Genomic DNA, 25,479 nt, shown 5'->3' on the forward strand with positions numbered 1-25,479 from the left:
CGTCAGAGCGCGCGGGTGGTGCGCTCGCGGCGCGCGCCGACCACCCGGCAGACCAGGTAGATCGTGAACGAGATGGTCGTGATGTACGGGCTCACCGGCAGCGTCCCGGCCACGGCGAGCAGCACACCGCCCACCGCTGAGACGAAGCCGAACAGCGCGGCCAGCATCGGAACCGACAGGGGTCCGGATGCCACGCGCATCGCGGCCGCCGCGGGGGTGACGAGCAGCGCCATCACGAGCAGGGCCCCGATGATGTGCACGGCCACCGCGACGATCAGCCCGAGCAGCAGCATGAACGCCAGCGACACCGCGGTCGTGGGAACGCCGCGGGCGGCGGCGGACTGCGGGTCGAGCGAGTCGAAGCGCAGCGGACGCCAGATGAGCAGGAGGGCCGCGAGCACCGCGACGCCGATCACGACGAGCCAACCGAGCTGCTCGCTCTGCACCGACACGATCTGCCCGGTCAGCAGGCTGAAACGGGTGGCGCTGCGCCCGTTGTAGAGCGACAGGCACAGGATGCCGACACCCAGACCGAACGGCATGAGCACGCCGATGATCGAGTTGCGGTCGCGCGCGCGGGCGCCGAGCACGCCGATGAGCGCTGCCGCGATGAGCGAACCGACGATCGACCCCGACACGACGTCGACGCCGATGAGCAGGGCCACCGCGGCGCCCGCGAACGACAGTTCGCTGATGCCGTGCACGGCGAAGGCCATGTCGCGCTGCATCACGAAGACGCCGATCAGACCGCCGACGAGACCCAGCACGGCCCCCGCGTAGACGGAGTTCTGCACCAGCTCGAGGATGGCGCCGTACTGGCTCACCCCGCCGAAGAGCGCGTCGCCGACGTCGGACCAGTTCATGCGTGATCCTCGTCGTGGTGGTGGTGGTGGGCCTCGTCGGCATCCGGCGCTCCGACGACGATCAGCTGGCCGCCCGCGCGCACGACGTAGACGGGGGCGCCGTAGAGGGCGCTGAGCGTCTCGGTGGTCAGGACCTCGTCGGGGGTGCCCAGCGTGAAGCGACCGTGAGCGATGTAGAGGATGCGGTCCACGCGGGAGAGCACCGGGTTGACGTCGTGCGTCACCAGCAGCACCGCGGCGGCCCGCTCGCGGCGGTGCCGGTCGATCAGGCGCACCACGGCCTGCTGATTGGCGAGATCCAGGCTGGTCAGCGGCTCATCGCACAGCAGCAGGGCGGGGTCGTCGGCGAGGGCCTGACCCACGCGGAGACGCTGCTGCTCCCCGCCCGAGAGCAGTCCGACCGGCCGATCGCCGAACTCGGTCGCGCCCACGGCCTCGAGGAGCTCGTCGATGCGGGCGCGGTCCTTCTTTCGCGACAACGGAGGGCCGAGGCGGTGCCCGTCGACGCCCAGGCCGACGATGTCGCGTCCGCGCAGCGGCGTCTCCCGCGGGAGCGGTCGCTGTTGGGGGATGTAGCCGATGCGGCGATTGCCGGCACGACGCACGGGCGTGCCGAGCGCCTCGATCGACCCGGCGCTGAGGCGCTCGAGGCCGAGGATGGCCCGCAGCAGGGTGGTCTTGCCCGACCCGCTGGGCCCGAGCACCGCGACGAGCTCACCGGGCGCGACCTCGAGGTCGAGCCCGGCCCACAGCTCACGGCCGCCCCGCTCGAGGGCGGCGCCGCGCACGCGCAGCGGTGAGGCCGCGCTCACGCCAGCGCGTCGGCCAGCGCCGTGATGTTGCTCTGCATCCACGAGATGTAAGTCTGACCCTCGGGGAGCGTTTCGGTGAACTCGATCACCGGGATGTTCTTCGCCTTCGCCTCGTCTTCGACCTGCGTGGTCTCGGCGCCGCCGGTCTGCGGGTTGACGATCATGACGCGGATCTCACCCGAGTCGAGCAGCTGCAGCGACTCGAGCAGGGTGGCGGGCGGCACGTCCTGGCCCTCCTCGACCGACTCGCTGAACTCGTTCGGGGTCGCGTTGTCGAGTCCGGCGGCGTCGATCAGGTACACGGGGACCGGCTCCGTCACGAAGACCTTCGCTCCGGCATCCGTCGCCTCGATCTGGCCGAGGGAGTCCTCGAGACCCGCGATCCGCTCGACGAACGCATCGGCGTTGGCCGTGAAGTCGGCCGCGTGGTCGGGGGCGAGTTCGCCCAGGTGCTCGGCGAGGTCTTTCGCGAGGTCTTCGACGGTGTGCGGGTCGTACCAGACGTGCTCGTTGAAGCCCTCGATGTGGTCGTGCCCGTCGCCCTCGGTGTGGTCGTGTCCGTCGCCCTCGGCGTGCGCGTCGGCGCTCTCGTCGGGCGCGGGGCTCGCCTCGTCGGCGTGGGCCTCGTCGTGCGATTCGGCGCCCGGGTAGTCGTGGTTGAACTCCACGGCCGTGATGACGGGGGCGGTCGTTCCGCTGGCGTCGATGAGCGACTCCATGAACGAGTCGTAGCCGCCGCCGTTCTCGATGACGAGGCCGGCGTTCTTCAGCGTGAGCTGGTCTTGCGCGCTCGCCTCGTACTCGTGCGGATCCTGCGACGACGACGTGATGACCGAGGTGACGTCGACGAAGTCGCCGCCGATCGCCTCGGCGATCGAGCCGTAGACGTCGGTGGATGCCACGACCGCGACCTTGTCACCGGTTGCTCCGCCGGAGCCGGTGGAGGCGGGGGCACCGCCGGCGCAACCGGCGAGCGCGAAGACGGAGGCGGCACCGAGGACGACGGGGGTGAGCAGGCGACGGGTCATGTCTCCAGACTAACGGTGCTGATAATCGTTCTCAAACTGAGGTTTCGGCCTCGGCCATCTTCGCGTGGGTCGTGGGGTGGGGACGGACCTGGCCACGCCGGGCCGACCGTGGTGCATAAAGGTGCGCGTCACTTTCGCACCGAGCTAGATTTTGCACGGGGGTTTCGCATCGCGAGGTGTGGGGTTGCTCGCCTGATGGCGGCGTTCTCTGATCGCTCGATGGCGCCGGTCAGCTTCCGATGACGAAGACGGTGAGGCGAGCGCTGGATTGCTTGGGCGTGGTGCGATTCGCGCATCTCGCGATGCCGTTCAGGGGGTTCGTGGGCGCGTAGCGAGTCGGAGTGCTCGTACGGAGCGTTCTGCTTGTTCGGAGCGGTGATGGCCGTTTGCGGGCGAGGGGTGCGGAGCGGCTATGACGTGAACGAGGCGTGCGTTGTCATCGAGTGTGAGGTGGCGCATGATCCCGTTGAGGGCGACGGCGCCGTAGGTGACCACTGTCTCAAGCGCGGGGAGGAGTGGGAGTAGTTCGCCCAGCGCACGGCGGCCCAGCTCGATCTCCGATGCGCGGACCGGGCTGCGTGTCGCCCAGGGGATGAGGTTCCACCGGAGGTAGTCGCTTCGAGCGAGCCCGGAGGTGATGCGGGCTGCTCGAAACGCGCGCGCGGTTGGGCCGGGGTTGTCCTCACTGCAGACCGCGTTTTCTCCGGCGGCGATCGTCTGCGGGCCGGGGGATTGCATGAGAACCAGAACCCGGCTGGTGGTGCCGCCGGAGAGTGGATCGAAGTTGGGCACGAACCGCCGTGTGCCATCGGGTGCTGTCCGCCAGGTTTCGGCGAGAGCGTTGAGCGTGTGGACGTCTGCGGGCACGTCGAGAGTTTTCATGCTGGACGCGGCGGTGCGAGGAGGGTTCCGCGGATGACGGAGCCGTGGAAGGTGCGAACGGCGACGGTAATCCATGCCGCGACCAGGCCGACGTAGTAGATCACGGCGAGGGCCCCAACAGCGGTGAGCCCGGAGTGCAGGGCGAGGCCGTTCAGCCCGGTGACGCAGGTGCCGACGGGGAAGGTGAAAGACCACCAGGTCAGGCTGAACGGGAGGTGCTCGCGGGCGGTGCGGATGGTGATGGCAAGGGCGATAACGGTCCACAGCAGCGCGAAGCCGAGCATCGCGAAACCGTATACGAGAGCGACGATGAGTAGCGCGTGGGTCGTGCTCGCGTCGACGGCGGTGGAGGCGTTCGTTGCGAGGAGGTTCACGGCGGTGATCGACTGCCCCACGGGGCCGAGAACGATCCAAAGGGTCGGGACCATCGCGGCGGTACCGATTTTGTGCTGCGCGAGGCGGTTCCAGATCAGGGTGATGACCACCAGCGAGGCGATCAGGCTGAGCCCGAAGAACCCGTAGCACGCCCACAGCAGCGTTTCTCGCGCTTGTCCGGCGGGGGTGTAGGGCAGCAACAGTGCGCCGGTGGAGGCGGACACCATGGGGGGGACGACCGGCATCAACCACCCGCCGAACGCGGAGTCGGGCTTGTTCTCGTGTCGAGTGAATGCCAGATACGGCACCAGCGCCGCGGTGAGGAGCCCGCCGACGGTACCGATGACCCAGAGCACCCAGTCGACGGCGACCGCGGCGGGTAACCCGATCCAGTCTTTTCCGAGGAGAAGGGTGCCCGCACCGACAGTGAGAAACGCCATCGGCGGAGCGCCGTAGAAGTGCGAGATGACCGGGTGCAGGTGGTGGTTCTTGGCGACGTGCCGGTACCGGGTCCAGTGCAGACCCGTGGCTACTGTGAGCGCAACTAGCAGAACAGCGGCGATCGCCCACACGACGGTCGCTGCGGTGCGAAGGCCGGGGAACTGCAGCGGGAGCGAGGCTGCGGCGACGGCGACGATCCCTGTTCCCATGATGGATGCGAACCAGTTCGGTGTCAGGTTCGACACGATCTGCGCCGGTCCCTCCAACTCGCGGAAGAAGCGCTTGCGGGTATCCGTCGTGACACGCGTGCGGGCGGGTGCGGACTCAGCAAGCAGGGAAGGCATGGTTCCAGCCTGAGCGGCATCGGCTTCTTTCGGAACGGCGATCGTTTTGGCAGGGCACAATGAGTGTTTGTGAAGACGCGGCGGTTGACGGACCGGACCTTGGACCTGGACACTCTCGAGGTTCTCGCGGGCATCGCGGAGACCGGTTCGTTGACCCGCGCCGCCGAGGCGCTGGGGGTGACGCAGCAGGCAGTGTCTGCGCGCTTGCGCGTTGCGGAGCGGGCGACCGGGCAGCCTCTCGTGCACCGGACGGCATCCGGTTCGCAGCTCACCGATGTGGGCCGGGTGGTTCTCGGGCTGGCTGTTCCGGTGCTGGAGGCGTCCCGACGGTTGGAGGCGGGGATCGTTGCGCTCAGGGAGCCTGGTGGTGCCCTCGTCGTGGCCGCGTCACAGACGATCGCGGAGATGCTGATGCCCGGTTGGCTGCTGGTGCACCGGGACGCTGCACCCGATGTGAGCGTGCGGTTGCTCGCCGGTAACTCCGCCGCCGTGACGGACCTGGTCCGCTCCGGTGCGGCAGATCTCGGCTTCGTCGAGACCCCCATCGACGCGCCGGACGTCTCCTCGGTGGTGGTCGCTGTGGATGAGCTCGCAGCCGTCGTCGCGCCGCACCATCCGTGGGCATATCTTCCCGGCGTCACCGCGAGAGAACTGGCCGACACCCCCCTGCTGTTGCGCGAGGAAGGCTCTGGAACACGCGCCACATTGGAAACCTGGCTCGCTGATGCGGGGCTGCACCTTTCTCCGCCGGCGGCGGTGCTGGACACAACGGGCATCATCCGAGCGAACGCGCGCGCCGGTATCGCACCGGCGGTGATGAGCCTGCGCACGGTTGATGGTGACCTCGCCGGCGGGACCCTCGTCCGCGTTCCCCTGCTCGCACCCCCTCTGACTCGCCCGCTGCGCGCAATGTGGTCTGGCCGGCCCGGGCCTGCCGCGACAACGTTCTTGCGCATCGTCCGCGGGCCCGGCGCCTTCGGTCACCTCAGTCCATAAAGCTGCCCGAGGCGTTGCGGTGACCTCGGAAGGGAGCTGCCGCGCCACGGCGTGGGTGAGCGGGTCCTCCGTCAGGTATTAGCGTGAACGAGGGGCGAATCCGCCCCTCGAACTCTGATGTCGACGCCCCTGATTTCCGCGCGGGCAATGCCCGTCGACGCTGCCAGATCGACGGCACGGTACCCCGTAGCGGCCCAGGTGGCCACCGTTGTCGTGCTGCCATCCGTCTGGGTGACGACGAGCTCGTATTCAGCGTCGGCAGGAGCGTCTGCACTGTAGGTGCAGTTCCACTCCAACCGTGTACCCCAAGGCTTCCCTTCGACATGGATGCCCGCGGTGAGTGCGGGGTGCTCGCTCGTAGGGCTCATCGGCTCGAAAACTACCTTGGCTTCCGCTACGGGTGTGTCCGTCACGCCAGCGCCGAGAGCGAAACCTCCGAAGATGGAGGCAGCTACGGTGGTCGCAACCGCGAAAGACGCCAGAAGTCGGCGTACACGTCGACGTGCTCGGACACGGTGAGCAGCGGCGCGCAGCGTAACCGACGGCGGCTGTGTGACCTTGGCCTCGTCCGATGCGCTGATCGCAAGCGCTTCTTCGAGAGAAAGACGACCGACGATGCCGGGCATCCCCGCGAGCTCCGCCACAGCCGCCCGGCAGGCCGAGCACTCACTGAGGTGCTGCTCGTACTGGAGACGCTGATCCGTGGGGAGTGCACCGAGTACGTACGACGCATCCCAATCTTCGTATTCGTCCTTCCGCGCCGAACTGTTGTGGCGGTCACTGTTCATCTCGTGACGCCCCTTTCCTGTAGAGCCAGTCGCAGTCCGCGCAGTCCGTAGTGCAATCGGGATTTCGCTGTTCCCTCAGGAATCGAACGGCGGCGCGCGATCTCCGTGATCGGATGTCCCAAGAAGTACGCATCCACCACGATCTGACGATGCTCGATCGACAAGGATGCCAGCGCGTCCGCCACCAGGATGCTGTCCAGGACCGCATCTGTGCGATCGGGGATGGTACCGCCATCATCGTCCTTCGCTGGCACCTCATGCCGACTCCGGGCGGAGCGGGCATCGTCGACAACGAGATTGCGAGCGACGGTGAAAAGCCACGCGCGAGCAGCGTTGTGGTCGCGTTCGAGGATATTCGGGCGTTGCCAAGCACGGACCATCGTCTCCTGCACGACGTCCTCGGTCAGTGCGGTATTGCGAGTGAGGCTCTGCACGTAGCGCCGCAACGTCGTGCCATGACTTGCGTACAACGCTGCGAGAAGCTCATCAGCAGGGCGGGGCGCTGCACTCATTGTCTCGACGTGCTTCCGCGTGATGGCTCAGTCCAGTCGCTGTGCACGTGCTGGTCGTACCTTCCGTTCATGATTACCGGGAACCGGCGATCCGTCCCAGCCGTGTTCCCGGCGGGGGCCGGGATGGGCCGCCGTCGCGTCACGGTGTCGGGGCGGAGGTGCTCGCGGCTTCCATGTTCGTGGTGCCGTCGGGAAGGAGGACGTACCAAGCGTCCTTCACTCCCTGCCCGTTGACCTGGCCCGGTGCAGCGTCCTTTGCGAAGCGATAGATGGGCCACCCGTTGATGGTCAGCTGGGTCGTTCCGTCGGTGCGAGTGATTGAGCCAACCTCTCCCGTCACGCCGTCTGCGGCAGACGTGCTGGACGCTGACACAGCCGGCCAGGTCATTGCGCAATCGTCGTAGCAGTTGCTGATGCCCGAGTTCGGTGTGTCCCTGGTGAACGTGTAAACGGTGTACCCGGCCTCGTCAGTGATGATTTCCCCCAGCGGCGACGACGCCGTGGTGAGAGCAGCCGCGTCCGCGGACGTCGTCGCGGATGGGCTGTCGGTCGGCGTCGCGGACGAGTTCGCCGGGTTTGCAGCCGTCGAGCATCCTGCAAGGAAGATGGCGGCGACCGCCACGGTCGTTGTGATGGTCGCGATTCGCTTGAGCACAGTATTCCTCCTCTGGTGCGGGCCGAAGGTGGCCCTACCCGTGAAACGGCACACTGCTCGACATCGTTCAATTCGTGCGCGAATCAGTGCAGGGTGCGTTGCCGTCTTTTTCATCGCTGTCGGCGGTGGTGTCCGCGCTGCCGCCCGGTTTCTCCTTGACGGCTTGATCAACACCGTCCAGCGATTCCGCCTCCCCCGACGGAACCCTGACGATCAACATCACCGGGTCCCTGCTGCTCGGCGTCATCGTCGCAGCGGCGAGCCATCTCGGTGCGGTTTCGGTCGCGGTGCTCGGCACTGGGGTGATGGGCGGCTACACCACCTTCAGCACGGCCAGCTTCGAAACCGTCAGACTCGCCCGAAGCGGCCGGCTGACGGCTACCGCCGTGAACGGACTCGGGATGCTCGTCGTCTCCGTCTCCGCAGCGACCGTCGGCATCCTTCTCGGCGGCGCACTATGACCGTCGTCACCTTTCACCGTTTACGACTCTTGCGGCGCCGGAGCTGCCGTGAAGCTGGCTCGACTTGAAAGGGAGCGTCTCAGATAGCTGTAGCTTTCTGAGACGCACCGACCGGTCGTCGTTTCACCCTCAGCGAATGCCGATTCTCAGAACGTTGATTGTCTCGAAAACACGTCTTGCCGTGTTTTGTCTCAGGAGGGGACGTGGAGGGTGTTTTCGAGTCAGAATGACCTCGTGAGGCTTCTGGGTTACACGCGTGTGAGTACGTCGAGTCAGGACGCGCAGCTGCAGCTCGACGCGCTCGTTACCGCCGGGGTGCAGAAGCGTGACGTCTTCGCGGATGTCACCTCGGGGAGCAAGGCCGCGATCGAGCGGACCGGGATGAAGAAGCTCCTCGAGTACGCCGAGGACGGCGACACCGTGGTCGTGTGGCGAGTCGATCGTCTCGGACGGTCCCTGATTGACGTGCTGAACACCGTGAATCTGCTGCGCGAGCGCGGCGTACAGGTGCGGTCTATTTCGGATGGCATCGATCCGTCGACGTCGACGGGCCGGCTGATGTTGAATATGCTGGCCACGCTCGCGGAGTACGAGCGGGAGCTCATCGTCGAACGGGTCAACGCCGGCATCGCGGCTGCCCGCGCGAACGGGACCCGGTTCGGTCGGCCCCTGTCGGACCCGATTGTGATCGCGGACAAGCTCGCGATTGCCGCTGACGCGCGAGCGCGTGGTCGCACCGCCGAGGATGCCGCTCGACTTGTCGGGTGGAGTCGCGCAACGCTTTACCGCCACCAGCAGGCCCACGCGGCCCGCGAGAGCGCAGTGATGTAGCGACTCATGGACGGCCTGGAGCGGTGGCGGATCCTCCGACTTCACGTCGAAGATCAGGTCCCCCTCGCGGCCCTCGCCCGCGAGAGCGGCATAAGCACGCGGACGCTGCAACGCTGGCATCAGCTCTACAAGAAACACGGGCTCGCGGGACTCGACGACTCGGCACGAAGAGACAAGGGCAGGCGGCGCACTCACCCGGCAACTGTCACCACCATCGAGCGGCTCGCTCTGACGCGGCCTCGTCCCTCAATTGCGACATTGCATCGCCTCACCGTCGAAGAGTGCCTGCGCGACAGCAGGCCGGCGCCGAGCTACGCGACCGTCCGGCAGATCGTGCAGGCCCTCGACCCCGCGCTCGTCACCCTCGCGTTAGAGGGTCCCGCTTCCTACCGCGACCGCCACGAGCTGGTGTTCCGCCGCCGCGCGGAACGGCCGAACCAGATCTGGCAGGCCGACCACACTGAACTCGACATCCTCATCATCGGCGCGAACGGGAAGCCCGAGCGCCCCTGGCTGACGACGGTGATGGATGATTACTCCCGCTCAATCTGCGGCTACATGGTCTTTACCGGCGCGCCTTCGTCACTGAACACCGCTCTCGCGTTGCGGCAGGCGATTTGGCGAAAGACCGACCCGGCATGGGCGATGTGCGGGATCCCCGACGTGCTGCACGTCGATCACGGCTCCGACTTCACCAGCCACCACCTCGAACGCACCGCCGTCGAGCTGCACCTGCGGCTCATCTTCTCGACCGTCGGACGGCCCCAGGGGCGCGGCAAGATCGAGCGGTTCTTCGGCACCATCAATACCGAAGTCCTCCAGACCCTCCCCGGCCACCTCGGCCCCCGCAACCGCAGCCCTCAGCCAGTGCTCGACCTCCCCGGTGCGGACCGGGCGATCGGCGCCTTCATCGCCACCTACAACCAGCGCACCCACCGGGAGCTCGGTGTTTCCCCGCGAGACGCATGGGTCGCGGACGGCTGGATGCCCCGCATGCCCGACACCCTCGACCAGCTCGACGGCCTGCTACTCACCGTCCCCACGCATCGGACCGTGCATCGAGACGGCATCCACTTTCAGGGTCAGCGCTACCTCGCGCCCACTCTCGCCCCGTTCGTCGGACACGCCGTCACCATCCGCTACGACCCCCGCGACGTCTCCGAGATCCGCGTCTACGACCACGACACCTTCGTCTGCGTCGCCGTCGACGAAGCCCACCCCAACATCCGCCTCAGCCTCCGCGACATCGAAGCCGCCCGCCGTGCTCGCCGCCACGAACTCCGGCGCATCATCAACGATCGCATCCCCACCGTCGCCCACCGCGAAGAACCTCGCCTTGCGGACCCCGCCCCGCGCAGGAAACGACTCCGTACCTACGAGGAGGAGTGATGAGCCAAAACTTCATCGTCACCAAGGAACACCGTCGCTTCACCGAGTTCGCGAACGCGGTGAGGAAGGAGCGCACGATCGGCATCTGCCACGGTGACGCCGGAGTGGGAAAGACCAACTCCGCGCGTCGCTACGCCAACTGGGACGCCCTCGAGCCTTACATCACCGCGTGGGGCCCGAGGGGCGAGGACGACGCGAAACACTATGCGCTCGCGCACCGCTCCCGCACCGTCTTCTACACACCCGAAGTCCTCCCGCGACCCAAAGTTCTCATGGAGGAGATCAGCAGATGGCAGGCCAAGGCCGGCATCTGCATCGATGAACACCTCCGCACACTGGGGAAAGTCACCGGCGCGAACAACGGCGACACCAGCCGATGGGTCGAACTACTCATCGTCGACGAAGCCGAACGACTCACCCCCACCGCCCTCGAGCTGCTCCGCGACAAACACGACCGCACCCACCTCGCTATCATCCTGATCGGCATGCCCGGTATCGACCAACGCTTTCGCCACTACCCCCAGCTCTACAGCCGCCTCGGCTTCTCCCACCGCTACCGCGCCCTCGGCCGCGACGAACTCCTCTTCGTCCTCGACCGACACTGGAAACGCCTCGGACGCACCCTCAACCCCGACGACTTCACCGACGCCCAAGCCGTCGCTGCCATCGAACGCATCACCCGCGGGAACTTCCGCCTCCTCGAACGACTTTTCCCTCAGATCGGCCGCGTCCTCAAAATCAACGAGCTGGAAACGATCACCGACGACGTTGTCGAGGCTGCCGCCAGCGTCCTCATCATTGGGAGCTGACCAGCGACACCAAGCGATGACAGAACGCCGTCACCATGCGAGCAACTCCACACATCGCGAGGAGCCGCAGGATTCCGGCGCGTGGCCCACGGGCCTTGCCGTGGTGCGAAACCGATCGGTTTTGCACGATGCCGGGCGCAGTATGTAAGCAGCCGTCGGGACGAAATCGGGCGAGTGTCGTTGGTTCCGCCTACGATGAGCGCAGGCAAATAGGGGGAAGGTGAGCGCCGTGACGATTCGCGTGCCCGTTCGCCCGAGCTTGCTCAAGTGGGCGGCGCGGAGAGCGCGGTGGACCGAGGGCGGCCTTAAACATCGGTTCCCGCGCTATGACGAGTGGGTAGCAGGTGACGTTCTTCCCACGATGAAGCAGCTCCAGTCTTTTGCGACGGCGATGCATGTTCCTCTGGGGTACCTCTTCCTCCCCGAGCCCCCTGCGGAGGAGACACCAATCCCCGACTTCCGCACCCGGAGAAACAGGCCCGTCGACGACCTCTCCGTCGATCTACGAGACACGATCTATCTGTGTCAACGTCGGCAGGACTGGTTCAGAGACTTCGCCATATCCCACGGTTTTCAAAAAATCCGGTTCGTTGGGTCCGCCACAGTCGAGGATGCTCCGCACAGCGTGGCTGGTCAGATCCGACAGACCATCAGCTTCACGATGGAGAAACGTCGAACTTTCACATCCTGGGAGGACGCCTTCCGTCGTCTCATTGACCTCATCGAGGCCGCAGGCGTTCTGGTATCCGTGAACGGAGTAGTTGGCGGCGACAACCGGCGCGTTCTAGATCCCGAAGAGTTCGGGGGCTTCACGCTCGTGGACGCTTATGCGCCGCTGATCTTTGTCAATGCTGCCGACACGAAGGCCGCTCAAATTTTCACGATCATTCATGAGTTGGCGCATGTTTGGCTGGGCGAATCCGCCATCTCCGACGCCGGCGTGGCTCGCGCGTCCCAGAACACGCACGAACGCTGGTGCAACCAGGTCGCCGCGGAAGTGCTCGTGCCACGTGCACAACTGCTCAGCGACTTCCGCGGCAGCGTGACGGTCGAGGAACTCGAGCGTTTGGCGCGCGTGTACCGCGTGAGCACACTCGTGGTGTTGCTGCGTCTGCATGAAGTTGACGCGGTTCCCGCTGACGAGTTCTGGGACCTGTACACCGCGGAAAGTGAGCGTGTGCGGGAGCTGTCTCAGCGTCGGCAGGAAAACGGCGGGGGCAGCTACTACTACACCCAGCCAATTCGGCTAGGCCGCCGCTTCGCCCAAGCCGTGATCAAAGACGCTCACGAGGGCGGCACCGCGTACAGCGAGGCATATCGTCTGCTCGGAACGGCGAAGCCGGAAACATTCAACCGGCTGGCCGAAGAGTTGGGGGTGGCCTGATGTATCTACTGGACGCGAACGTGTTCATCGAGGCCAAGAACCGCTACTACGGCTTCGACCTGGCTCCAGGGTTTTGGGACTGGCTGGACGCCGCCGCGGAGATGGGAGCCATTGGGAGTGTCCGAGCTGTTGGGGACGAGCTGATCCGTGGATCGGATGAGCTCACCCACTGGGCACGAGCGCATCCCGAGGCATTCTTCGAGCCAGACGCGGCGGTGGCCACGAAGCTAGCAGACGTCGCGGCATGGGCTAATGCGCAGGATTTCACTTCCGCTGCCGTGAGCGAGTTCTTTAGCGTCGCGGACTATCAGCTGATCGCGCATGCGGCGGCGCACGGCCACACCGTCGTCACTCATGAACAGCCTCAGGCCGGCGCCAAGCGACGTGTCCTCATTCCGAATGTGTGCCTCGCCCTCGGCGTCGACTTCTGCAACACCTTCACGATGCTCAGATCGCACAGCGTCCAGCTCGATCTGCGCCTCACCCCTGCGTCCTAGTCCCGCTCTCCCCCGTCGACGGGCCGGTTCGTCAACGAGCCGACCGCCAGGCGCATCCCTGCGGCACAATCAGCCAGCGCGTCTGTTGACCCAGCGTGCGAAACCGATCGGTTCTGCACCACATTCGCTTAGAGGCTGAGGGCGGATTGAATAGCCGTTTCGAGGTCGTTCCATCGTTCGATGACGAGTGGTTGCCCGTTCACGAAGAACGTGGGGGTACTGCCGACTCCAAGTGCGCGTCCTTCATTGAAGTCCGCGCGCACGCGCCGTTCGGTGTCGGGGTCGGCCACGCTGTCGTCGTAGGCGGTCATGTCGAGCTCAAGCTCGACGGCATAGCTGCGGAACACGTCTGCTTTGGAGTCCTGTGCCTCGCCCCACTCAGCCTGTGTCTCGAAGAGCCGTTGATACATCTCCTCGAACCGGCCCTGTTGCGCAGCGGCTTCGGCGGCAACCGCGGAGTGGGTGGAGTTGAGGTGACCCGGCAGGGGGAAGTAGCGGACGACATAGGTGATCTGACCGGCGTACTTCTGTCGCAGTTCCTCCACGACCGGGTAGTAGGCGCCGCACGCTTCGCACTCGAAGTCCAGGAACTCCACAACGGTCACCGCGTCGGCCCCGGCGTTATCGAGTACGTGCGAGTCGGCGCGCACAACTGCGGCGGCCGCAGGATCAGGCGCTTGTGCCCGGTTGACGAGGAACGCGACCAGCCCGACGACAACGACGACGACGAGGGTGGCGGCCGTGACGAGCAGGGGTTTGGTCTTAGCTTTCACTGTCAGTGCTGGTGGTCGTGATGGTCGTCGTCGTGCTCCTCCTCGAGGAGCATCCCCACGGAGGTGGCGCAGGCGTCACCGCGCCACGCCTCGATGCCCTCTCGGATTGCGAAGCCGGCGATGACGAGGCCGGCGATCGCGTCGGCCCACCACCAGCCGAACAGGCTGTTGACGATGAGGCCGATGAGAACCGCGGCGGACAGGTACGTGCAGATGAGGGTCTGCTTGGAGTCGGCCACAGCGGTAGCTGATCCCAGCTCGCGGCCCGCGCGGCGCTCCGCCAGCGAGAGGAACGGCATGATGACGACGCTGAGCGCGGTGAGCACAATTCCGACCGTGGAGTGCTGCACGTCGACCTGGCCCACGAGCGCGAGCACCGACGTTGCCGTGACGTACGCGGCGAGGGCGAAGAACGCCACGGCGATGACGCGGAGCGTGCCCTTTTCCCACCGCTCGGGGTCGCGGCGGGTGAACTGCCAGGCGACAGCGGCCGCAGAAAGAACCTCGATGGTGGAGTCCAGCCCGAAGCCGATCAGCGCCGCGGAGGAGGCGACGGTTCCGGCGGTGATCGCGACGATGGCCTCGATGAGGTTGTAGGCGATCGTCGCGGTGACGATCCACTTGATGCGTCGCTGGAGAGTGTGTCGGCGGTCGTCTGTGGGGCGAGGGGTGGTGGTGGTCATGCGCAGGTGCAGCTTTCTCCGGCGCAGCAGCCCGGTTCGACGTAGAGGACGACGCGCAGCAGCTCATCGAGGGCGGGTGCGAGGTGGGAGTCAGCGAGGCGGTACCAGGTGCGTCGACCATCCGGCACGGCTACCACCAGTCCGCACCCTCGAAGGCACGCGAGCTGGTTCGACATGACCTGCCGCGAGACGCCGAGCGCGTCGGCCAGGTCGGACGGGTACGCCGGGGCCTCTCGCAGCGCGAGCAGCACGCCGGCTCGGGTCGGGTCGGAGAGCGCGTGACCGAGGCGGGACAGCGCTGCGGTGTGCGTCACCGAAGCCGTGAGGGTCGCGGGGGGCATGCAGAGATAGTACACGTTTTGCTGAATTAAGCATGCGGTGTACTTTTTTTGATGATGCGAAACCAATCGATTTTGCACCACCTCGAGTGACTACAGCGTGTCCGTCGATACACGTCATTGGCTCGTTCTCCGTCCGTCCGGCTGGAGAGGCATGCGCAAACGCGCGCCTCCTGTACGACGGTCAGCAAGTGGCGTGCATGCGTAGCCAGGGCAATGGGTCGACAGCCTGGGACCCATTCTGCAGAATCTCAAAATGCAGATGGTCGCCGAAGGACCGTCCCGTGTTTCCGGTACGGCCTATGTACTGGCCAACCTGCACGGTGTCGCCCACCTCGACCTGACGTGAGTTGTATTCCATGTGCGCGTAGCGGGTGGAGACGAGAAGGCCTGGACATTGTTCGGCGGCAAAGTCGAACCGTTTGCCGGGGCTGTGACTGGGTCTTCGTGGGTATGTGGCAGCGCCTCAGCGGGTGTGGTCATCGCCACCGACAAGAGACCAACGATCCCAACAACCCCGGCGGACCATGCAGCTGCGCGCATGCGTTTCGGGGTGTCCCGCCGAGCTGGCGGGGTTCGTCTTGGTTCTGCGGGTGCGTGCGAAGCGTTGGGGCTGACTAGAAGCAGGGGAAACATCGAAAGAGCTGCCGCGAATTCATCGGCTGGGACCGGCGCGGCGACAGGTCTGGTGCGCGAGCGCAGTCGTTGCGGGGGTTTGGGCGGAAGAACGAGCGCGGGGTGTGCGCTTTGGCTGTCGGGATGAAGCCGTGCACGGCGGGCTTGTTTTCGGGTGAGGACCGCCGTAGAGCGGGTATCAGTTGAGAACGTCATAGAAAGGGTTTCTGTTGTCGGGTTCAGCGTGAGAGCAGCAGGTCGCGTACGCGAACACGGCCAGAAGGCGCGGGTTGACAGCGGCGTCCGCAGGCACGCTCGCCTCCCGTTAACCGTTGGCTACTCGCTGGGGATGAGGGTGAGGCCGCTGTCGTCAACGACGAGGATGTCGCCGCTGTTGGTGATGGTGACGCCTTGGGCGACACCGTGGATGGCTCCCACTTCGACCCAGTTCTGAGCCCCTGAGGTGATTGTCCAGAGCCTTCCTTTGGCGCCGACGCCGACCACGCGGGAGCGGTCGGGGGAGGCGCTGAGACCGGCTAAGCGGGGCGAATCTGGCCACGCGCCGAATGTGGCGGCACGGTCAGTACTGACGAGGAGTCCGTCTGGGGTGGAGGCGATCACTCGACCTGCGGCATCAACCGCCAGTGACATGGCGTAGACGGGTGCCCCGGTGGGCTGCCACGTGACGCCGCGATCGGTGCTGGCGAGCACTTCATTGGCGTCTGTGGCGACACCGTAGAGCGTTCCATCTGCGCCCGCGGCGAGGGCGTGGAAGTCTTTCTCGCCGGTGTAGGCGGTGGGTTGCCAGGTTTGGCCGTTGTCGGAGCTGCGGATGATGCCGAGGTGGGGTGAGCCGAGTTCGGGTGGGGTGGTTCGCCCGGGGTGTCCGGAAACGACGAGGGTGTCGTCAACGGTGGTAAGACCCATGGCGTCGAAATCCGTGTCCGCGAGACGGGCGCCAAGCTCCCCGTTGCGGGTGACGGTGAAGATCCCCTCGTGGGTTCCCAGGAGAAACCCGTCGCTGGCGGGGTCCTGGACGATGCCGTGCACGTGCGTCAGCGGCAGTTCGGGGTGGCCCTCCCCCGTCAGTGGCGAGGTGGCGGTACAGCCTGCGAAAGCGAGCGCCGCAGCGCCGATCAGTGCGAGGAGGGAGAGCGCCCGGGTGCGGTAGGAGGGCGCGATGAAAGTCGGGTGGTGGTGCATGGGTGTGCGTTTCATCTGACCAGGGGGGTGGGGNCCCCACCCCGGGCGTGGTCAGAGAGTGGCCAGAAGCTCCTCCATGGTGGCGATTTCGGAGGTCTGCGACTCGATGATGGTGTTGGCAAGGGCAACGGCGTCGCTGTTCTGGCCGTTGGTTGCCTCTTCCTGGGCCATGTCGATGGCGCCGCGGTGGTGCTCGATCATCTGCTGGAGGAACAGCCGGGCGGCGTCGGTTCCGGTGGCCTGCTCGAGCGATTGCATGTCGTCTTCGCTCATCATGCCGCTGCCGTGGTCCATGCTGCCCATGCCGGAAGAGCTGGCGCCCCAGTCCTCCAGCCAGCCTTCCATCTGAGCGATTTCGGGTTCCTGCGCGGCTTTGATCTGCTCCGCCAGGGCGGTCACACGCTCGTCGATGCCGTCTTTCGACAGGAGGGTGTCGGACATCTCGATCGCTTGTGTGTGGTGCTCGATCATCATGCTGGCGAACATGACGTCGGCCTCGTTGGCGTCGGCGGACTGCGCAGGGGTAGCGCTGCTACTGCTGCTGCCGTGGTCCATCCCCGGCATGCTGCCGCCGCCGGAGGTGGTGCCAACGGCGCAGCCGGCGAGGATGAGCGCGGTAGCGAGGGTAAGCGCGGCGGTCGCCGCGGTGCGGGTCTTCATGGTGATGTTCTCCAAAGTCGGTGATGCGGCGCGACGATTGTCGAGCCGGAAGGTGCGTTGCCCGTGTGCGAGGCGGGCGGACGCGTCATCACGTGCGACTGATGCAGAGAACAGTAAGAGAGGGCGGTAGGACGGTGTGGGCGGACGCGGGCCATCGGGCTCGCACCACGCGGAGTTCATCGTCGCGAGCGGGGGTGCGCCACCCGATGCGCACGCGGGCGAGCAGGATCACGCTGACCAGGAGCGCCAGGACACAGGCCATCCACGCCATCGCGTGGTCGTCGCCGCAGTCCGCACACCCGGACGTGTCCGCGGCGGCCCCCGCGGGGTTTACCGCGGCGGGCACGTCGTGGTGGCCGGCGGTATCGGTTGTGACGCTGGTCGCGGGGGCCGTGCCGGCGTGCCCGGTGGTGGTGGCGTGCGTGTTGAGGGAGTGCATCGCCAGGAGGCCGACGATGATCGCCGCGGTCACGGCGACCAGCAGCAGGAGGGTGCGGGTGAGCGTGCGCGGTCCACGGACCTGCTGCGCGACCGCAATCAGAGACATGCTCACCTCCTGTTCGAATCAGGTTATCGACCCCCTGGCGGGGGCGTGATCACTTGACGATGGACTCGGGGCTGAGATTCAGCCGGCGTAGCAGCTGCGCATTCAGGGCAACGACGATGGTCGACAGGGACATCAGCAGCGCCCCTATGGACATCGGCAGCACGAAGCCGATGGGGGCGAGCACTCCGGCGGCCAGCGGCACGGAGAGGAGGTTGTACCCGGCGGCCCACCAGAGGTTCTGCCTCATCTTCCGGTAGCTCGCTTTGGAGAGCTCGATGACCGAGAGCACCGACCGGGGGTCGTCGCTGGCAAGGATGACGCCTGCGGAGGCGATCGCTACATCGGTTCCGGCGCCGATGGCGATACCGACGTCGGCTTGCGCGAGAGCGGGGGCATCGTTCACGCCGTCACCGACCATCGCCACCCGGCGGCCTTCGCTTTGCAGCTCTTTCACCTTGGAGGCCTTGTCCTCGGGGCGCACCCCGGCGAAGAACCGATCAATTCCCAGGTCGGCCGCCACCGACGCAGCCACCGCCTCGGCGTCGCCGGTGATCATCACCACCTGCACGCCCCGCTCATGCAGCGCGGTCACCGTGGCGCGGGACTCGGGACGAATTTCGTCTGCGAGGCGGAGCGCGCCGGCGACAGACCCGTCAATGAGCACATGCAGGATGATCGCGCCTTCGCCTCGCCAGTCGTCTGCGACGGGGAGCTCGCGACCATTCTCACGCTCGAGCAGGGAGGGCCCGCCCACCTGCACGACTCGTCCGTTCACCTCGGCGCGCACCCCCACAGCGGGAGAGGATTCGAAGTCGGCCGCGGCCGGGACTGTGAGGTTCTTGGCCCTTGCAGCGGTGACGATTGCGCGGGCCAGCGGGTGCTCCGAGTCCGTCTCGGCGGCGGCAGCCAACGCCAACAGTTCGTCCGCCTGGAAGGCGCCGGTCGACTCGATCGCGGTGACGGCGGGCGCGCCCATGGTGAGGGTGCCGGTCTTATCGAACAGCACCGTGTTGACCGTTCGCATGCTCTCCAACGCGAGACGATCCTTCACCAGAACACCTGCGCGCGCAGCTCGCTCGGTCGCGATCGACACCACCAGCGGGATCGCCAACCCTAGGGCGTGAGGACAAGCAATCACGAGAACGGTGATCGTGCGGATCACCGCGTCATCGGGTGAGCCCACCAAAGCCCACACCACCGCCGTGATCACCGCGGCACCCAACGCGAACCAGAACAACCACGCAGCCGCACGGTCAGCAAGCCGCTGCGCGCGGGACGACGAATTCTGAGCGTCGGTGACAAGCTTCTGGATGCCGGCGAGAGCGGTGTCCTCCCCCACGGCGGTGACCTGGACGCGAACGCCGGAGTCGGTGGCTACCGTCCCGGCGACCACCTGGTCGCCGTCCCCTCGACGGACAGGGCGAGATTCCCCGGTAATCATCGACTCGTCCATGCTCGCTGAGCCCTGCACGATTCGACCATCTGCGGGCACACGACCACCAGGGCGGACGATGACGGTGTCCCCCACGCGTAGGTCGGCGGGGGCTACGGTGACGGTATCGCTCCCGTCGATCTTCTCGGCCTCATCGGGCAACAGCGCGGCCAGGGAGTCCAGTGCGGAGGTGGTTTGAGCGAGGGAACGCATCTCGATCCAGTGCCCGAGCAGCATGATGACGATCAGCAGCGCCAGCTCCCACCAGAAGTCGAGCTGGTGATCGACGAGACCCAGGCTCGCGTGCCACGACGCAAGAAACGCCACAGTGATGGCGAGAGCGATCAGCAACATCATCCCTGGCTTGCGGGCACGGATCTCACTCAGGGCTCCAGTGAGGAACGGCGCTCCACCCCATGCGTACATTACGGTTCCCAGAACCGGGGAAACCCAACCCACCCATGCCGCGTCCGGGAGCGAATACCCCACCAGCATCGAGAACATCATTGAGAAACCGACGACCGGGACGGCCAGGATCAGCATGATCCAAAACAGACGCCGGAACGAGCCGACGTGATCGCCATGACCCGCATGACCGCCGTGGTCCGCGTGTTCATGAGCGGACACCCCCTCTGCGGGCGTGACGTCGACCGCATCACGGGCACCGGTCGACGATCGATCCGTCACAGATGCATGTCCGTCGCCGCTGTGGTGGTGGTGGTCGTGGTTGTTCATCAGAGGCCTCCTGCCATTTACTGATTCCCCGCAGGCGCACGTAGTCATCGCACGAGGGCAGTTCGATTCCCTCAGCAGAACAATACCCCCAGGGGGTATGTTCCCAGCGGCGGATCCTGTTCACGACGTCAACGCAAGAACTCATCGGGGAGTTCGAGGTGGGGACTCTGGCGAAGTCGATAATCCCGATGCGGACGGCCCCTCAAGGCATCCGGGGGCGTCTCCCGTTTCGGCGTCATCCCCCGCTCGCGCAACCGGTGGACAGCACCGACCCCCGGTGGGATGGTGTGCGCATGTCTAAGCATCGGTCGAAGCTCGCTCAAGCGGCGTTGGTGTCCAAGGGCATGGTGTGGTTCGGGGCGTCGTTCATGCTCTTCGCGATCGCGGCGGAGCAGACGGCGGCGGTGTTCGCCGGCACGTGGCTGAACGTGCTCGGGTGGGCGATCATCCTTCTCGTGGCCGCCGGCCTGGCCGTGGTCGGTGTCATTGAGAACGTCAACATTCGGGCGGGCAAGAAGTACAAGCCGCGACCGCGCAGCTGACCGCGCTCGAGCGGGGAACCCTCGACCCGCGTTGGAGGGGGGTCGAGGGGGTGTCCCCTCGTGCGGGCCGGCCCGGTCAGGGTCGGCCCGCCGTCACGAGCTAGGAGGCGGCAGCTGCGCGGCTTTCGCTGTCGAGTTGACTGATGCGACCACGGCTGACGCCGAGAAGGGCGGCGGTGTCGGTCACGCTCACCCCGTGCGCGCGAAGCTCTCGCACGACCGTGCGAGCCTGGCGCGCGGCGGCAAGTTGGTGCTCCTGGGCGGCTGCGGTGGCCTCCCGGGCCTCCTTGACGTGGACAGAAACGCCGTCGCCCAGATTGGGGACGAGGTTCACGCTAACGTCTCTGTGGTCGACGGCGGGGTCGAGGGTGTCGAGGTAGTCGCGCACCTGTTGTTCGGCGCGGTCGAGAGTGCGGACCTGGGTCACGGGGTCTCCGTCGATCGCGAGTTCCCAGCCGCCATCCCACCGAGTAGCGGTGACATCGATCGTGGTCATTTGTCCTGCTCCTTCACTTCTTCGATCGCCGCCAGCGCCTTGCGCGTCAGCCCCGGCGACACTTCCCGCGTCTGCGTGATGATGACGGGCCGCGACAGTCCGGGGGCCGACCACTTCTCGTGATCGCCCTTTCCTTGCTCCGAACTGAATCCGGCGTCCCGGAGCAGCTTCACCAGCTCGCGGTACTTCATCGGCTTGACCATGACTATAGTTTAGCCCCCCTAGACACACAATGTCAAGGGGGGCTAGATACTTATAGGAGGGCGGGCACTCGTGAAGGCGTAACGACTCACGCTCAGAGCGTGAGGGTGTGCCGCACGGTCGCCGCGGTGCCGGTGGGCGTGCCGTAGTCCGTGGCGTGCAGCGTCGCGGCGCGGTTGGTGATGAGGTCGAGCGCGACAAGTTCTTCTTCTGACTCGTCGGTCATATCGCCGGGTTCGTCCTCCCACTCGCAGCACGCGCCCGTCGACGTCGACCACGCGCCACAGCCCCCACACGTGAGCGACGGGGCCGGTCCTTTCGTACTTGAACACCAGGGCGGTCGCGGTGGGCCAGCCGTGCGCGGTCGCGGCAACGATAAGCGCGTGCGCGGACGCGGCGACCTGCTCGACGTCGCCGGATGCCGTGGCCGCGTCGACAGCGGCTTCCGCCTCGCGCAGCGCCGCGGTGTTTTGCTTCCACGAAGTGCGTTGTCGGGGCCTCGTGGGGGGTCCACTCCCCCGCGCGGTACTCGCCGGTGTTCTCGAACACGCGCAGCTTCACGATCTGCACGCGGCCCGCCTGCACGGCTTCGGGTTCGACGGTGAGGTTGCCGGTGATGATCCTGGTGCTCATCTGTCGTCTCCTGCTCGTGCGGTTCGTTCTCCCCGTCGACGTCGACGGGATGCCGGTCCTTGGAACGGCTTCGGGGGGTGGTGCGGCGTCATCCTCAGGAACGTCGATGCCCCATGATGCGAGCGCGTCGCGGCGGGTGATTTCCACCGGCGGCTCAGACAGCGATCGCCGCTGCTCGAGCTCGGCGCGTGTGACGTAGTGCCCGGGGATGCGGCGTTCCTTGCCGTAAGCGGCGCGGTAGAACCGGTCGGCGTCGTTCTCCAGCCGGTCCACTTCCCCCTGTCGGCCGGTGTATCCGGCGAGATATCCGGCCCGGTAGTCGTCGCTGGTGGTGTCGCTCGCTCATGCGGCGTGCTTGTCGATGAGGTCGGGACGAAACCCTGACCAGTGGTCTCGATCGCTTGCCACGACGACGGGGGCGGCGGAGTAGCCCAGCTCGTCCATGACGTATTCGAGAGCTGCGGGGTTGGTGGTGAGGTCCACGACGGTGCACTCGATGCCCTTCCATTGCTCGCGAGCTCCCGCTCCCACTGACGTCCGTTCGATCACCTCATAAGAAGATGGGCGCCGAAGCTCTTCACCTGCTCCTCGACCGCATTCTCGGCAAGGACACCGCTTCGCGTACCCTCGCGCCGATCCTCATCGTCCGGGAGAGCGGCCACGGGACGCGCTAACCACGCAGACCTCGTTGTGAAGTCGCGAGCTTCATGGCGGTGTTCTGTGATCGCTCGGCGGCGCGCGCTCAGTTCCCGATGACGAGGACGAAAAGGAGTTCGAAGGCGTCAGTTCGTGTTGTCGAGGATGAGTTTCGTCGCTTCGCGGGGAACGTCCCATTGCGGAAAATGGCCGCATTTGTCGAACCAGTGCAGCGAGGCGTCGGGGAACCGCTGTGTGGCGCGCATTGCTTGTTTGGGCACGGTCACCAGGTCGCGCCGCCCCCACCCGATGGTGACCCGGCCGGGTACCGTGCCCGCTGGGGCGCCCTGCTGCGGGGGGCCTTTGGTGAGGGCGTCCATGGCGGCTCCGGTCGCCGGGGAATCCGCCAGTCCACGCACGTCCGGCAACACGGTTTTCTGCGAGAGGGCCCAGGGTCGCGCCGACAGTTGCGCCAGGAGCAACGTCCGTCCGACGGGGGTGCCGAGCAGGGCTGGCAGCATGCCGCGCAGCGCTCGGACCAGTACGATCGACGGCCGCAGCGTGGCGGCGAAAACGGCGAGCTCGCGCGAACTCCAGAACCCGCCGGGGTCCAGAGCGACGGCGTCCCCGCCGACTCCCCTCCGCGCGAGCTCGAGCACGATCCGGCCGCCCATCGACTGTCCGACGGTCGAGACACCGTCTAGGCCCTGGTCGCGGATGAAGTCCACGACGGAGTCGGTCAGCGTGGCGATCGAGACGTCGCCCGACAGTGGCGGGGTGTCACCGAACCCGGGCAGGTCGACGGCGATGACCTCACGTTGCCGCGCCAGGTCGTCGAGGATCGGAGTCCAGGATCGCCAGCCGGCGCCCAGTCCGTGCACCAGCAGCAATGGCGAGCCGTTCCCGCGTCGAACATGATTCAGGGTCATATCCGCAACGCTAACCCGCGCTGCTCTCGTGAGGGCCGGCTCGGACGAAAGCGTCGCCGTAACCGTTGAGTCGCGATTCGCAAGGCGGCGTCACGCAGAACGGTCGACTTCCACGTGGGCAACATCGTCCGCCGTCTTGGCCTCGGGCACCGACGCGAGATCACCCGCGTACTGCGCCCATGACCCGACAGCATGAAGCGCGGCCGCACACGCCCGCCTGCCGATCTGGCCCCCCGCCGCCATCTACCTGGCCATTCTGTCGGGAGCGGTCGCGGCATCCGCGCCGTTTACTGGACCCATGACCGACACCGACCTCCCTGTCATCGCGCACTGGTTCGACGGCGCCGCCGCCCCGTCGGCATCCGGGCGCACCGCCCCCGTCTACAACCCCGCCACCGGCGCCGTCCAGGCGCACGTGGCGTTGGCCGACGAGGCGGAGGTCGACGCCGCCATCGCCTCAGCCGAGCGCGGCTTCGCGGTGTGGTCGGGGTTCTCGATCGCGAAGCGGCAGGGCGTGTTGTTCGCGTTCCGCGAGCTGCTGAACGCCCGCAAGGGCGAGCTGGCCGAGATCCTCACCTCCGAGCACGGAAAAGTGCGATCGGATGCCATGGGCGAGATCGCCCGCGGCCAGGAGGTCGTCGAGCTCGCCACCGGGTTCCCCCATCTCCTCAAGGGCGCGTTCAGCGAGAACGCCTCGAACGGCGTCGACGTGTACTCGCTGAAGCAGCCGCTCGGTGTCGTCGGTGTGATCAGCCCGTTCAACTTCCCGGCGATGGTGCCGATGTGGTTCTTCCCCATCGCCCTCGCGGCGGGCAACGCCGTCATCCTCAAACCCAGCGAGAAGGACCCCTCGGCATCCCTCTGGCTCGCTCAGCTGTGGAAGGAGGCGGGCCTTCCCGAGGGCGCGTTCACGGTGCTGCAGGGCGACAAGGTCGCCGTCGACGGTCTGCTCAACAGCCCCGTCGTGCAGTCGATCTCGTTCGTCGGGTCGACCCCCATCGCCCAGTACATCTACGAGACCGCCGCGAAGAACGGCAAGCGCGTGCAGGCCCTCGGCGGAGCGAAGAACCACATGCTGGTGCTCCCGGATGCCGACCTCGACCTCGTCGCCGACTCCGCCGTCAACGCCGGCTTCGGCGCCGCCGGGGAGCGGTGCATGGCGATCTCGGTCGTGCTCGCGGTCGAACCCGTCGCCGACGAACTGGTCGCGAAGGTCACCGATCGCATCCACAAGCTCCGCATCGGCAACGGCGCCGACGAGAACGAGCCGGACATGGGTCCGCTCATCAGTGGACAGCATCGCGACAAGGTCTCGTCCTACGTCGATATCGCCGAAGCCGACGGGGCGACCGTCGTCGTCGACGGCCGCGGACACGCCGTCGACGGCCACGAGGACGGCTTCTTCTTCGGCCCCACCCTCCTGGACGCCGTCCCCACGACCTCCCGCGCCTACACCGAGGAGATCTTCGGACCCGTCCTCTCCGTCGTCCGCGTGAAGACCTACGAAGAGGGCCTGGAGCTGATCAACAGCGGAGAGTTCGGCAACGGCACCGCCATCTTCACCAACGACGGAGGCGCCGCCCGCCGCTTCCAGAACGAGGTGCAGGTCGGCATGATCGGCATCAACGTGCCGATTCCCGTCCCGGTCGCCTACCACTCGTTCGGCGGGTGGAAGAAGAGCCTGTTCGGCGATGCGAAGGCCTACGGCGTCCACGGCTTCGACTTCTTCACCCGCGAGAAGGCCGTCACCAGCCGCTGGCTCGACCCCGCCACCCACGGCGGCATCAACCTCGGCTTTCCCCAGAACACCTGACCGCGGTCGCACACCGGATGCCGCGACCCGGCGCTTCAACGGCGCCGAGGGCGTGGCATCCGTCGTTCGTCGTCGCGCGTGCGGGTCCGATGGATGGTTGCGCGATCCGCCCCTCGCCGCGCGGAATCACGCCGTGCGGGCGCGTGGGGTGTGAGCGCCCGCCGAGTGCGAGCCCG

33 protein-coding genes are annotated in these 25,479 nt (G+C 66.6%); 11 read left to right on the plus strand and 22 right to left on the minus strand.

All coding sequences use genetic code 11. The features are described from left to right. Positions 1-2: 2 nt before the first annotated feature. From ACTJJP_RS10920 to ACTJJP_RS10940, 5 genes are all read right to left on the minus strand, one after another. Positions 3-863 carry a metal ABC transporter permease gene (locus ACTJJP_RS10920; RefSeq protein WP_440775038.1) on the minus strand — a complete coding sequence of 287 codons (861 nt, stop codon included), beginning with the start codon at positions 861-863 and terminating at the stop codon, positions 3-5. Continuing rightward, entirely contained in the window at positions 860-1,675 is an 816-nt protein-coding gene (locus ACTJJP_RS10925) for a metal ABC transporter ATP-binding protein (RefSeq protein ID WP_440775039.1), read from the minus strand. The genes ACTJJP_RS10920 and ACTJJP_RS10925 overlap by 4 nt, the downstream gene beginning before the upstream one ends. Beyond that, positions 1,672-2,703 carry a metal ABC transporter solute-binding protein, Zn/Mn family gene (locus tag ACTJJP_RS10930; protein ID WP_440775040.1) on the minus strand — a complete coding sequence of 344 codons (1,032 nt, stop codon included), beginning with the start codon at positions 2,701-2,703 and terminating at the stop codon, positions 1,672-1,674. The genes ACTJJP_RS10925 and ACTJJP_RS10930 overlap by 4 nt, the downstream gene beginning before the upstream one ends. Positions 2,704-3,012: 309 nt before the next feature. Continuing rightward, entirely contained in the window at positions 3,013-3,570 is a 558-nt protein-coding gene (locus ACTJJP_RS10935; protein ID WP_267626608.1) for a uracil-DNA glycosylase family protein, read from the minus strand. Positions 3,571-3,581: 11 nt separating this feature from the next. Continuing rightward, positions 3,582-4,745, minus strand: coding sequence for a TDT family transporter (locus tag ACTJJP_RS10940; protein ID WP_267626607.1), 1,164 nt, complete (start codon positions 4,743-4,745; stop codon positions 3,582-3,584). Positions 4,746-4,844: 99 nt separating this feature from the next. On the opposite strand from ACTJJP_RS10940, the gene ACTJJP_RS10945 reads away from it, so the two are divergent. Beyond that, positions 4,845-5,741 carry a LysR family transcriptional regulator gene (locus ACTJJP_RS10945; RefSeq protein WP_440775041.1) on the plus strand — a complete coding sequence of 299 codons (897 nt, stop codon included), beginning with the start codon at positions 4,845-4,847 and terminating at the stop codon, positions 5,739-5,741. 71 nt (positions 5,742-5,812) lie between these two features. Here the strand turns inward: ACTJJP_RS10945 and ACTJJP_RS10950 are convergent, their stop codons facing one another. From ACTJJP_RS10950 to ACTJJP_RS10965, 4 genes are all read right to left on the minus strand, one after another. Further along, on the minus strand, positions 5,813-6,529 hold the full coding sequence (locus ACTJJP_RS10950; protein ID WP_295791453.1) for an anti-sigma factor family protein: 717 nt from the start codon (positions 6,527-6,529) through the stop codon (positions 5,813-5,815). Continuing rightward, positions 6,526-7,041 (minus strand): sigma-70 family RNA polymerase sigma factor, encoded by a 516-nt coding sequence (locus ACTJJP_RS10955; RefSeq protein ID WP_295791452.1) that lies wholly within the window; start codon positions 7,039-7,041, stop codon positions 6,526-6,528. Before ACTJJP_RS10955 ends, ACTJJP_RS10950 begins: the two co-directional genes overlap by 4 nt. Positions 7,042-7,180: 139 nt before the next feature. Beyond that, positions 7,181-7,696 carry a COG4315 family predicted lipoprotein gene (locus ACTJJP_RS10960; protein ID WP_295791450.1) on the minus strand — a complete coding sequence of 172 codons (516 nt, stop codon included), beginning with the start codon at positions 7,694-7,696 and terminating at the stop codon, positions 7,181-7,183. A 67-nt stretch (positions 7,697-7,763) separates the two neighbouring features. Next, complete coding sequence (locus tag ACTJJP_RS10965) at positions 7,764-7,943, minus strand: hypothetical protein (protein WP_295791448.1); 180 nt, start codon at positions 7,941-7,943, stop codon at positions 7,764-7,766. Between ACTJJP_RS10965 and ACTJJP_RS10970 the strand changes: the two genes are divergently transcribed. The 6 genes from ACTJJP_RS10970 (at position 7,942) to ACTJJP_RS10995 (ending at position 13,067) form a co-directional block, all read left to right on the plus strand. After that, a complete protein-coding gene (locus ACTJJP_RS10970) occupies positions 7,942-8,157 on the plus strand; it encodes a fluoride efflux transporter FluC (RefSeq protein WP_295791463.1) in 216 nt (71 codons plus the stop codon). The genes ACTJJP_RS10965 and ACTJJP_RS10970 overlap by 2 nt on opposite strands. Positions 8,158-8,391: 234 nt before the next feature. After that, positions 8,392-8,988 (plus strand): recombinase family protein, encoded by a 597-nt coding sequence (locus ACTJJP_RS10975; RefSeq protein WP_440775042.1) that lies wholly within the window; start codon positions 8,392-8,394, stop codon positions 8,986-8,988. Between the two features lie 6 nt (positions 8,989-8,994). Next, positions 8,995-10,377 (plus strand): Mu transposase C-terminal domain-containing protein, encoded by a 1,383-nt coding sequence (locus ACTJJP_RS10980; RefSeq protein WP_440775043.1) that lies wholly within the window; start codon positions 8,995-8,997, stop codon positions 10,375-10,377. Continuing rightward, a complete protein-coding gene (locus tag ACTJJP_RS10985) occupies positions 10,377-11,186 on the plus strand; it encodes an AAA family ATPase (RefSeq protein ID WP_440775044.1) in 810 nt (269 codons plus the stop codon). Before ACTJJP_RS10980 ends, ACTJJP_RS10985 begins: the two co-directional genes overlap by 1 nt. Before the next feature lie 229 nt (positions 11,187-11,415). Next, positions 11,416-12,570, plus strand: coding sequence for an ImmA/IrrE family metallo-endopeptidase (locus tag ACTJJP_RS10990; protein ID WP_440775045.1), 1,155 nt, complete (start codon positions 11,416-11,418; stop codon positions 12,568-12,570). Then, positions 12,570-13,067, plus strand: coding sequence for a DUF4411 family protein (locus ACTJJP_RS10995; protein WP_440775046.1), 498 nt, complete (start codon positions 12,570-12,572; stop codon positions 13,065-13,067). Before ACTJJP_RS10990 ends, ACTJJP_RS10995 begins: the two co-directional genes overlap by 1 nt. Positions 13,068-13,195: 128 nt before the next feature. Here ACTJJP_RS10995 and ACTJJP_RS11000 read toward each other — a convergent pair whose 3' ends face one another. The 8 genes from ACTJJP_RS11000 to ACTJJP_RS11035 all read right to left on the minus strand — a co-directional run bounded on the left by ACTJJP_RS11000 (position 13,196) and on the right by ACTJJP_RS11035 (position 20,053). After that, positions 13,196-13,840, minus strand: a complete 645-nt coding sequence (locus tag ACTJJP_RS11000) for a DsbA family protein (RefSeq protein WP_440775047.1) — start codon at positions 13,838-13,840, stop codon at positions 13,196-13,198. 2 nt (positions 13,841-13,842) lie between these two features. Then, positions 13,843-14,523, minus strand: coding sequence for a cation diffusion facilitator family transporter (locus ACTJJP_RS11005; RefSeq protein ID WP_022877617.1), 681 nt, complete (start codon positions 14,521-14,523; stop codon positions 13,843-13,845). Further along, the gene (locus tag ACTJJP_RS11010; RefSeq protein WP_026095589.1) at positions 14,520-14,864 is read right to left on the minus strand and encodes an ArsR/SmtB family transcription factor; all 345 of its coding nucleotides are present in this window, start codon (positions 14,862-14,864) and stop codon (positions 14,520-14,522) included. Before ACTJJP_RS11010 ends, ACTJJP_RS11005 begins: the two co-directional genes overlap by 4 nt. 181 nt (positions 14,865-15,045) lie before the next feature. Next, entirely contained in the window at positions 15,046-15,222 is a 177-nt protein-coding gene (locus ACTJJP_RS11015) for a M23 family metallopeptidase (protein WP_440775048.1), read from the minus strand. A 590-nt stretch (positions 15,223-15,812) separates the two neighbouring features. After that, the gene (locus ACTJJP_RS11020; RefSeq protein WP_440775049.1) at positions 15,813-16,694 is read right to left on the minus strand and encodes a F510_1955 family glycosylhydrolase; all 882 of its coding nucleotides are present in this window, start codon (positions 16,692-16,694) and stop codon (positions 15,813-15,815) included. 36 nt (positions 16,695-16,730) lie between these two features. After that, a complete protein-coding gene (locus ACTJJP_RS11025) occupies positions 16,731-17,339 on the minus strand; it encodes a DUF305 domain-containing protein (RefSeq protein ID WP_440775050.1) in 609 nt (202 codons plus the stop codon). Positions 17,340-17,427: 88 nt separating this feature from the next. After that, entirely contained in the window at positions 17,428-17,886 is a 459-nt protein-coding gene (locus tag ACTJJP_RS11030) for a DUF6153 family protein (RefSeq protein WP_440775051.1), read from the minus strand. 49 nt (positions 17,887-17,935) lie between these two features. Next, positions 17,936-20,053: a heavy metal translocating P-type ATPase gene (locus ACTJJP_RS11035; RefSeq protein WP_440775052.1), complete on the minus strand. Its 2,118-nt coding sequence runs from the start codon at positions 20,051-20,053 to the stop codon at positions 17,936-17,938. A 293-nt stretch (positions 20,054-20,346) separates the two neighbouring features. On the opposite strand from ACTJJP_RS11035, the gene ACTJJP_RS11040 reads away from it, so the two are divergent. Beyond that, a complete protein-coding gene (locus ACTJJP_RS11040; protein WP_440775053.1) occupies positions 20,347-20,595 on the plus strand; it encodes a hypothetical protein in 249 nt (82 codons plus the stop codon). A gap of 100 nt (positions 20,596-20,695) precedes the next feature. On the opposite strand, the gene ACTJJP_RS11045 is transcribed toward ACTJJP_RS11040, so the two are convergent. The 4 genes from ACTJJP_RS11045 to ACTJJP_RS11060 form a co-directional block, all read right to left on the minus strand. Then, on the minus strand, positions 20,696-21,091 hold the full coding sequence (locus ACTJJP_RS11045; protein ID WP_440775054.1) for an antitoxin HicB: 396 nt from the start codon (positions 21,089-21,091) through the stop codon (positions 20,696-20,698). After that, on the minus strand, positions 21,088-21,294 hold the full coding sequence (locus tag ACTJJP_RS11050; RefSeq protein WP_349893886.1) for a type II toxin-antitoxin system HicA family toxin: 207 nt from the start codon (positions 21,292-21,294) through the stop codon (positions 21,088-21,090). The genes ACTJJP_RS11045 and ACTJJP_RS11050 overlap by 4 nt, the downstream gene beginning before the upstream one ends. Positions 21,295-21,386: 92 nt before the next feature. Beyond that, the gene (locus ACTJJP_RS11055) at positions 21,387-21,518 is read right to left on the minus strand and encodes a hypothetical protein (protein WP_440775055.1); all 132 of its coding nucleotides are present in this window, start codon (positions 21,516-21,518) and stop codon (positions 21,387-21,389) included. Between the two features lie 749 nt (positions 21,519-22,267). Then, positions 22,268-22,408, minus strand: coding sequence for a hypothetical protein (locus ACTJJP_RS11060; RefSeq protein WP_440775056.1), 141 nt, complete (start codon positions 22,406-22,408; stop codon positions 22,268-22,270). Between the two features lie 23 nt (positions 22,409-22,431). On the opposite strand from ACTJJP_RS11060, the gene ACTJJP_RS11065 reads away from it, so the two are divergent. Then, positions 22,432-22,599, plus strand: coding sequence for a substrate-binding domain-containing protein (locus ACTJJP_RS11065; RefSeq protein WP_440775094.1), 168 nt, complete (start codon positions 22,432-22,434; stop codon positions 22,597-22,599). A gap of 108 nt (positions 22,600-22,707) precedes the next feature. Here ACTJJP_RS11065 and ACTJJP_RS11070 read toward each other — a convergent pair whose 3' ends face one another. Further along, complete coding sequence (locus ACTJJP_RS11070) at positions 22,708-23,490, minus strand: alpha/beta fold hydrolase (RefSeq protein WP_440775057.1); 783 nt, start codon at positions 23,488-23,490, stop codon at positions 22,708-22,710. A gap of 75 nt (positions 23,491-23,565) precedes the next feature. Between ACTJJP_RS11070 and ACTJJP_RS11075 the strand changes: the two genes are divergently transcribed. Together ACTJJP_RS11075 and ACTJJP_RS11080 are read left to right on the plus strand one after the other, a co-directional pair. Next, positions 23,566-23,673 (plus strand): LuxR C-terminal-related transcriptional regulator, encoded by a 108-nt coding sequence (locus ACTJJP_RS11075; protein ID WP_440775095.1) that lies wholly within the window; start codon positions 23,566-23,568, stop codon positions 23,671-23,673. 115 nt (positions 23,674-23,788) lie between these two features. Continuing rightward, a complete protein-coding gene (locus ACTJJP_RS11080; protein WP_440775058.1) occupies positions 23,789-25,303 on the plus strand; it encodes a CoA-acylating methylmalonate-semialdehyde dehydrogenase in 1,515 nt (504 codons plus the stop codon). Positions 25,304-25,479 lie beyond the last annotated feature (176 nt).

It is taken from the genome of Microbacterium sp. 22296 (assembly GCF_052045385.1).
In the GTDB taxonomy this organism is placed as follows: Bacteria; Actinomycetota; Actinomycetes; order Actinomycetales; family Microbacteriaceae; genus Microbacterium.

Bases quoted from the DNA above. Each gene is read 5' to 3' on its own strand.
- ACTJJP_RS11025 (WP_440775050.1), bottom strand. From the start codon at position 17,339: ATGAAGACCCGCACCGCGGCGACCGCCGCGCTTACCCTCGCTACCGCG.
- ACTJJP_RS11050 (WP_349893886.1), bottom strand. From the start codon at position 21,294: ATGGTCAAGCCGATGAAGTACCGCGAGCTGGTGAAGCTGCTCCGGGAC.
- ACTJJP_RS10965 (WP_295791448.1), bottom strand. From the start codon at position 7,943: ATGACGCCGAGCAGCAGGGACCCGGTGATGTTGATCGTCAGGGTTCCG.
- ACTJJP_RS10950 (WP_295791453.1), bottom strand. From the start codon at position 6,529: ATGAACAGTGACCGCCACAACAGTTCGGCGCGGAAGGACGAATACGAA.
- ACTJJP_RS10930 (WP_440775040.1), bottom strand. From the start codon at position 2,703: ATGACCCGTCGCCTGCTCACCCCCGTCGTCCTCGGTGCCGCCTCCGTC.
- ACTJJP_RS10920 (WP_440775038.1), bottom strand. From the start codon at position 863: ATGAACTGGTCCGACGTCGGCGACGCGCTCTTCGGCGGGGTGAGCCAG.
- ACTJJP_RS11005 (WP_022877617.1), bottom strand. From the start codon at position 14,523: ATGACCACCACCACCCCTCGCCCCACAGACGACCGCCGACACACTCTC.
- ACTJJP_RS11015 (WP_440775048.1), bottom strand. From the start codon at position 15,222: ATGGAATACAACTCACGTCAGGTCGAGGTGGGCGACACCGTGCAGGTT.
- ACTJJP_RS10955 (WP_295791452.1), bottom strand. From the start codon at position 7,041: ATGAGTGCAGCGCCCCGCCCTGCTGATGAGCTTCTCGCAGCGTTGTAC.
- ACTJJP_RS11070 (WP_440775057.1), bottom strand. From the start codon at position 23,490: ATGACCCTGAATCATGTTCGACGCGGGAACGGCTCGCCATTGCTGCTG.
- ACTJJP_RS11080 (WP_440775058.1), top strand. From the start codon at position 23,789: ATGACCGACACCGACCTCCCTGTCATCGCGCACTGGTTCGACGGCGCC.
- ACTJJP_RS11010 (WP_026095589.1), bottom strand. From the start codon at position 14,864: ATGCCCCCCGCGACCCTCACGGCTTCGGTGACGCACACCGCAGCGCTG.
- ACTJJP_RS11035 (WP_440775052.1), bottom strand. From the start codon at position 20,053: ATGAACAACCACGACCACCACCACCACAGCGGCGACGGACATGCATCT.
- ACTJJP_RS10985 (WP_440775044.1), top strand. From the start codon at position 10,377: ATGAGCCAAAACTTCATCGTCACCAAGGAACACCGTCGCTTCACCGAG.
- ACTJJP_RS11040 (WP_440775053.1), top strand. From the start codon at position 20,347: ATGTCTAAGCATCGGTCGAAGCTCGCTCAAGCGGCGTTGGTGTCCAAG.
- ACTJJP_RS11020 (WP_440775049.1), bottom strand. From the start codon at position 16,694: ATGAAACGCACACCCATGCACCACCACCCGACTTTCATCGCGCCCTCC.
- ACTJJP_RS11045 (WP_440775054.1), bottom strand. From the start codon at position 21,091: ATGACCACGATCGATGTCACCGCTACTCGGTGGGATGGCGGCTGGGAA.
- ACTJJP_RS10995 (WP_440775046.1), top strand. From the start codon at position 12,570: ATGTATCTACTGGACGCGAACGTGTTCATCGAGGCCAAGAACCGCTAC.
- ACTJJP_RS10940 (WP_267626607.1), bottom strand. From the start codon at position 4,745: ATGCCTTCCCTGCTTGCTGAGTCCGCACCCGCCCGCACGCGTGTCACG.
- ACTJJP_RS11030 (WP_440775051.1), bottom strand. From the start codon at position 17,886: ATGTCTCTGATTGCGGTCGCGCAGCAGGTCCGTGGACCGCGCACGCTC.
- ACTJJP_RS10980 (WP_440775043.1), top strand. From the start codon at position 8,995: ATGGACGGCCTGGAGCGGTGGCGGATCCTCCGACTTCACGTCGAAGAT.
- ACTJJP_RS11055 (WP_440775055.1), bottom strand. From the start codon at position 21,518: ATGACCGACGAGTCAGAAGAAGAACTTGTCGCGCTCGACCTCATCACC.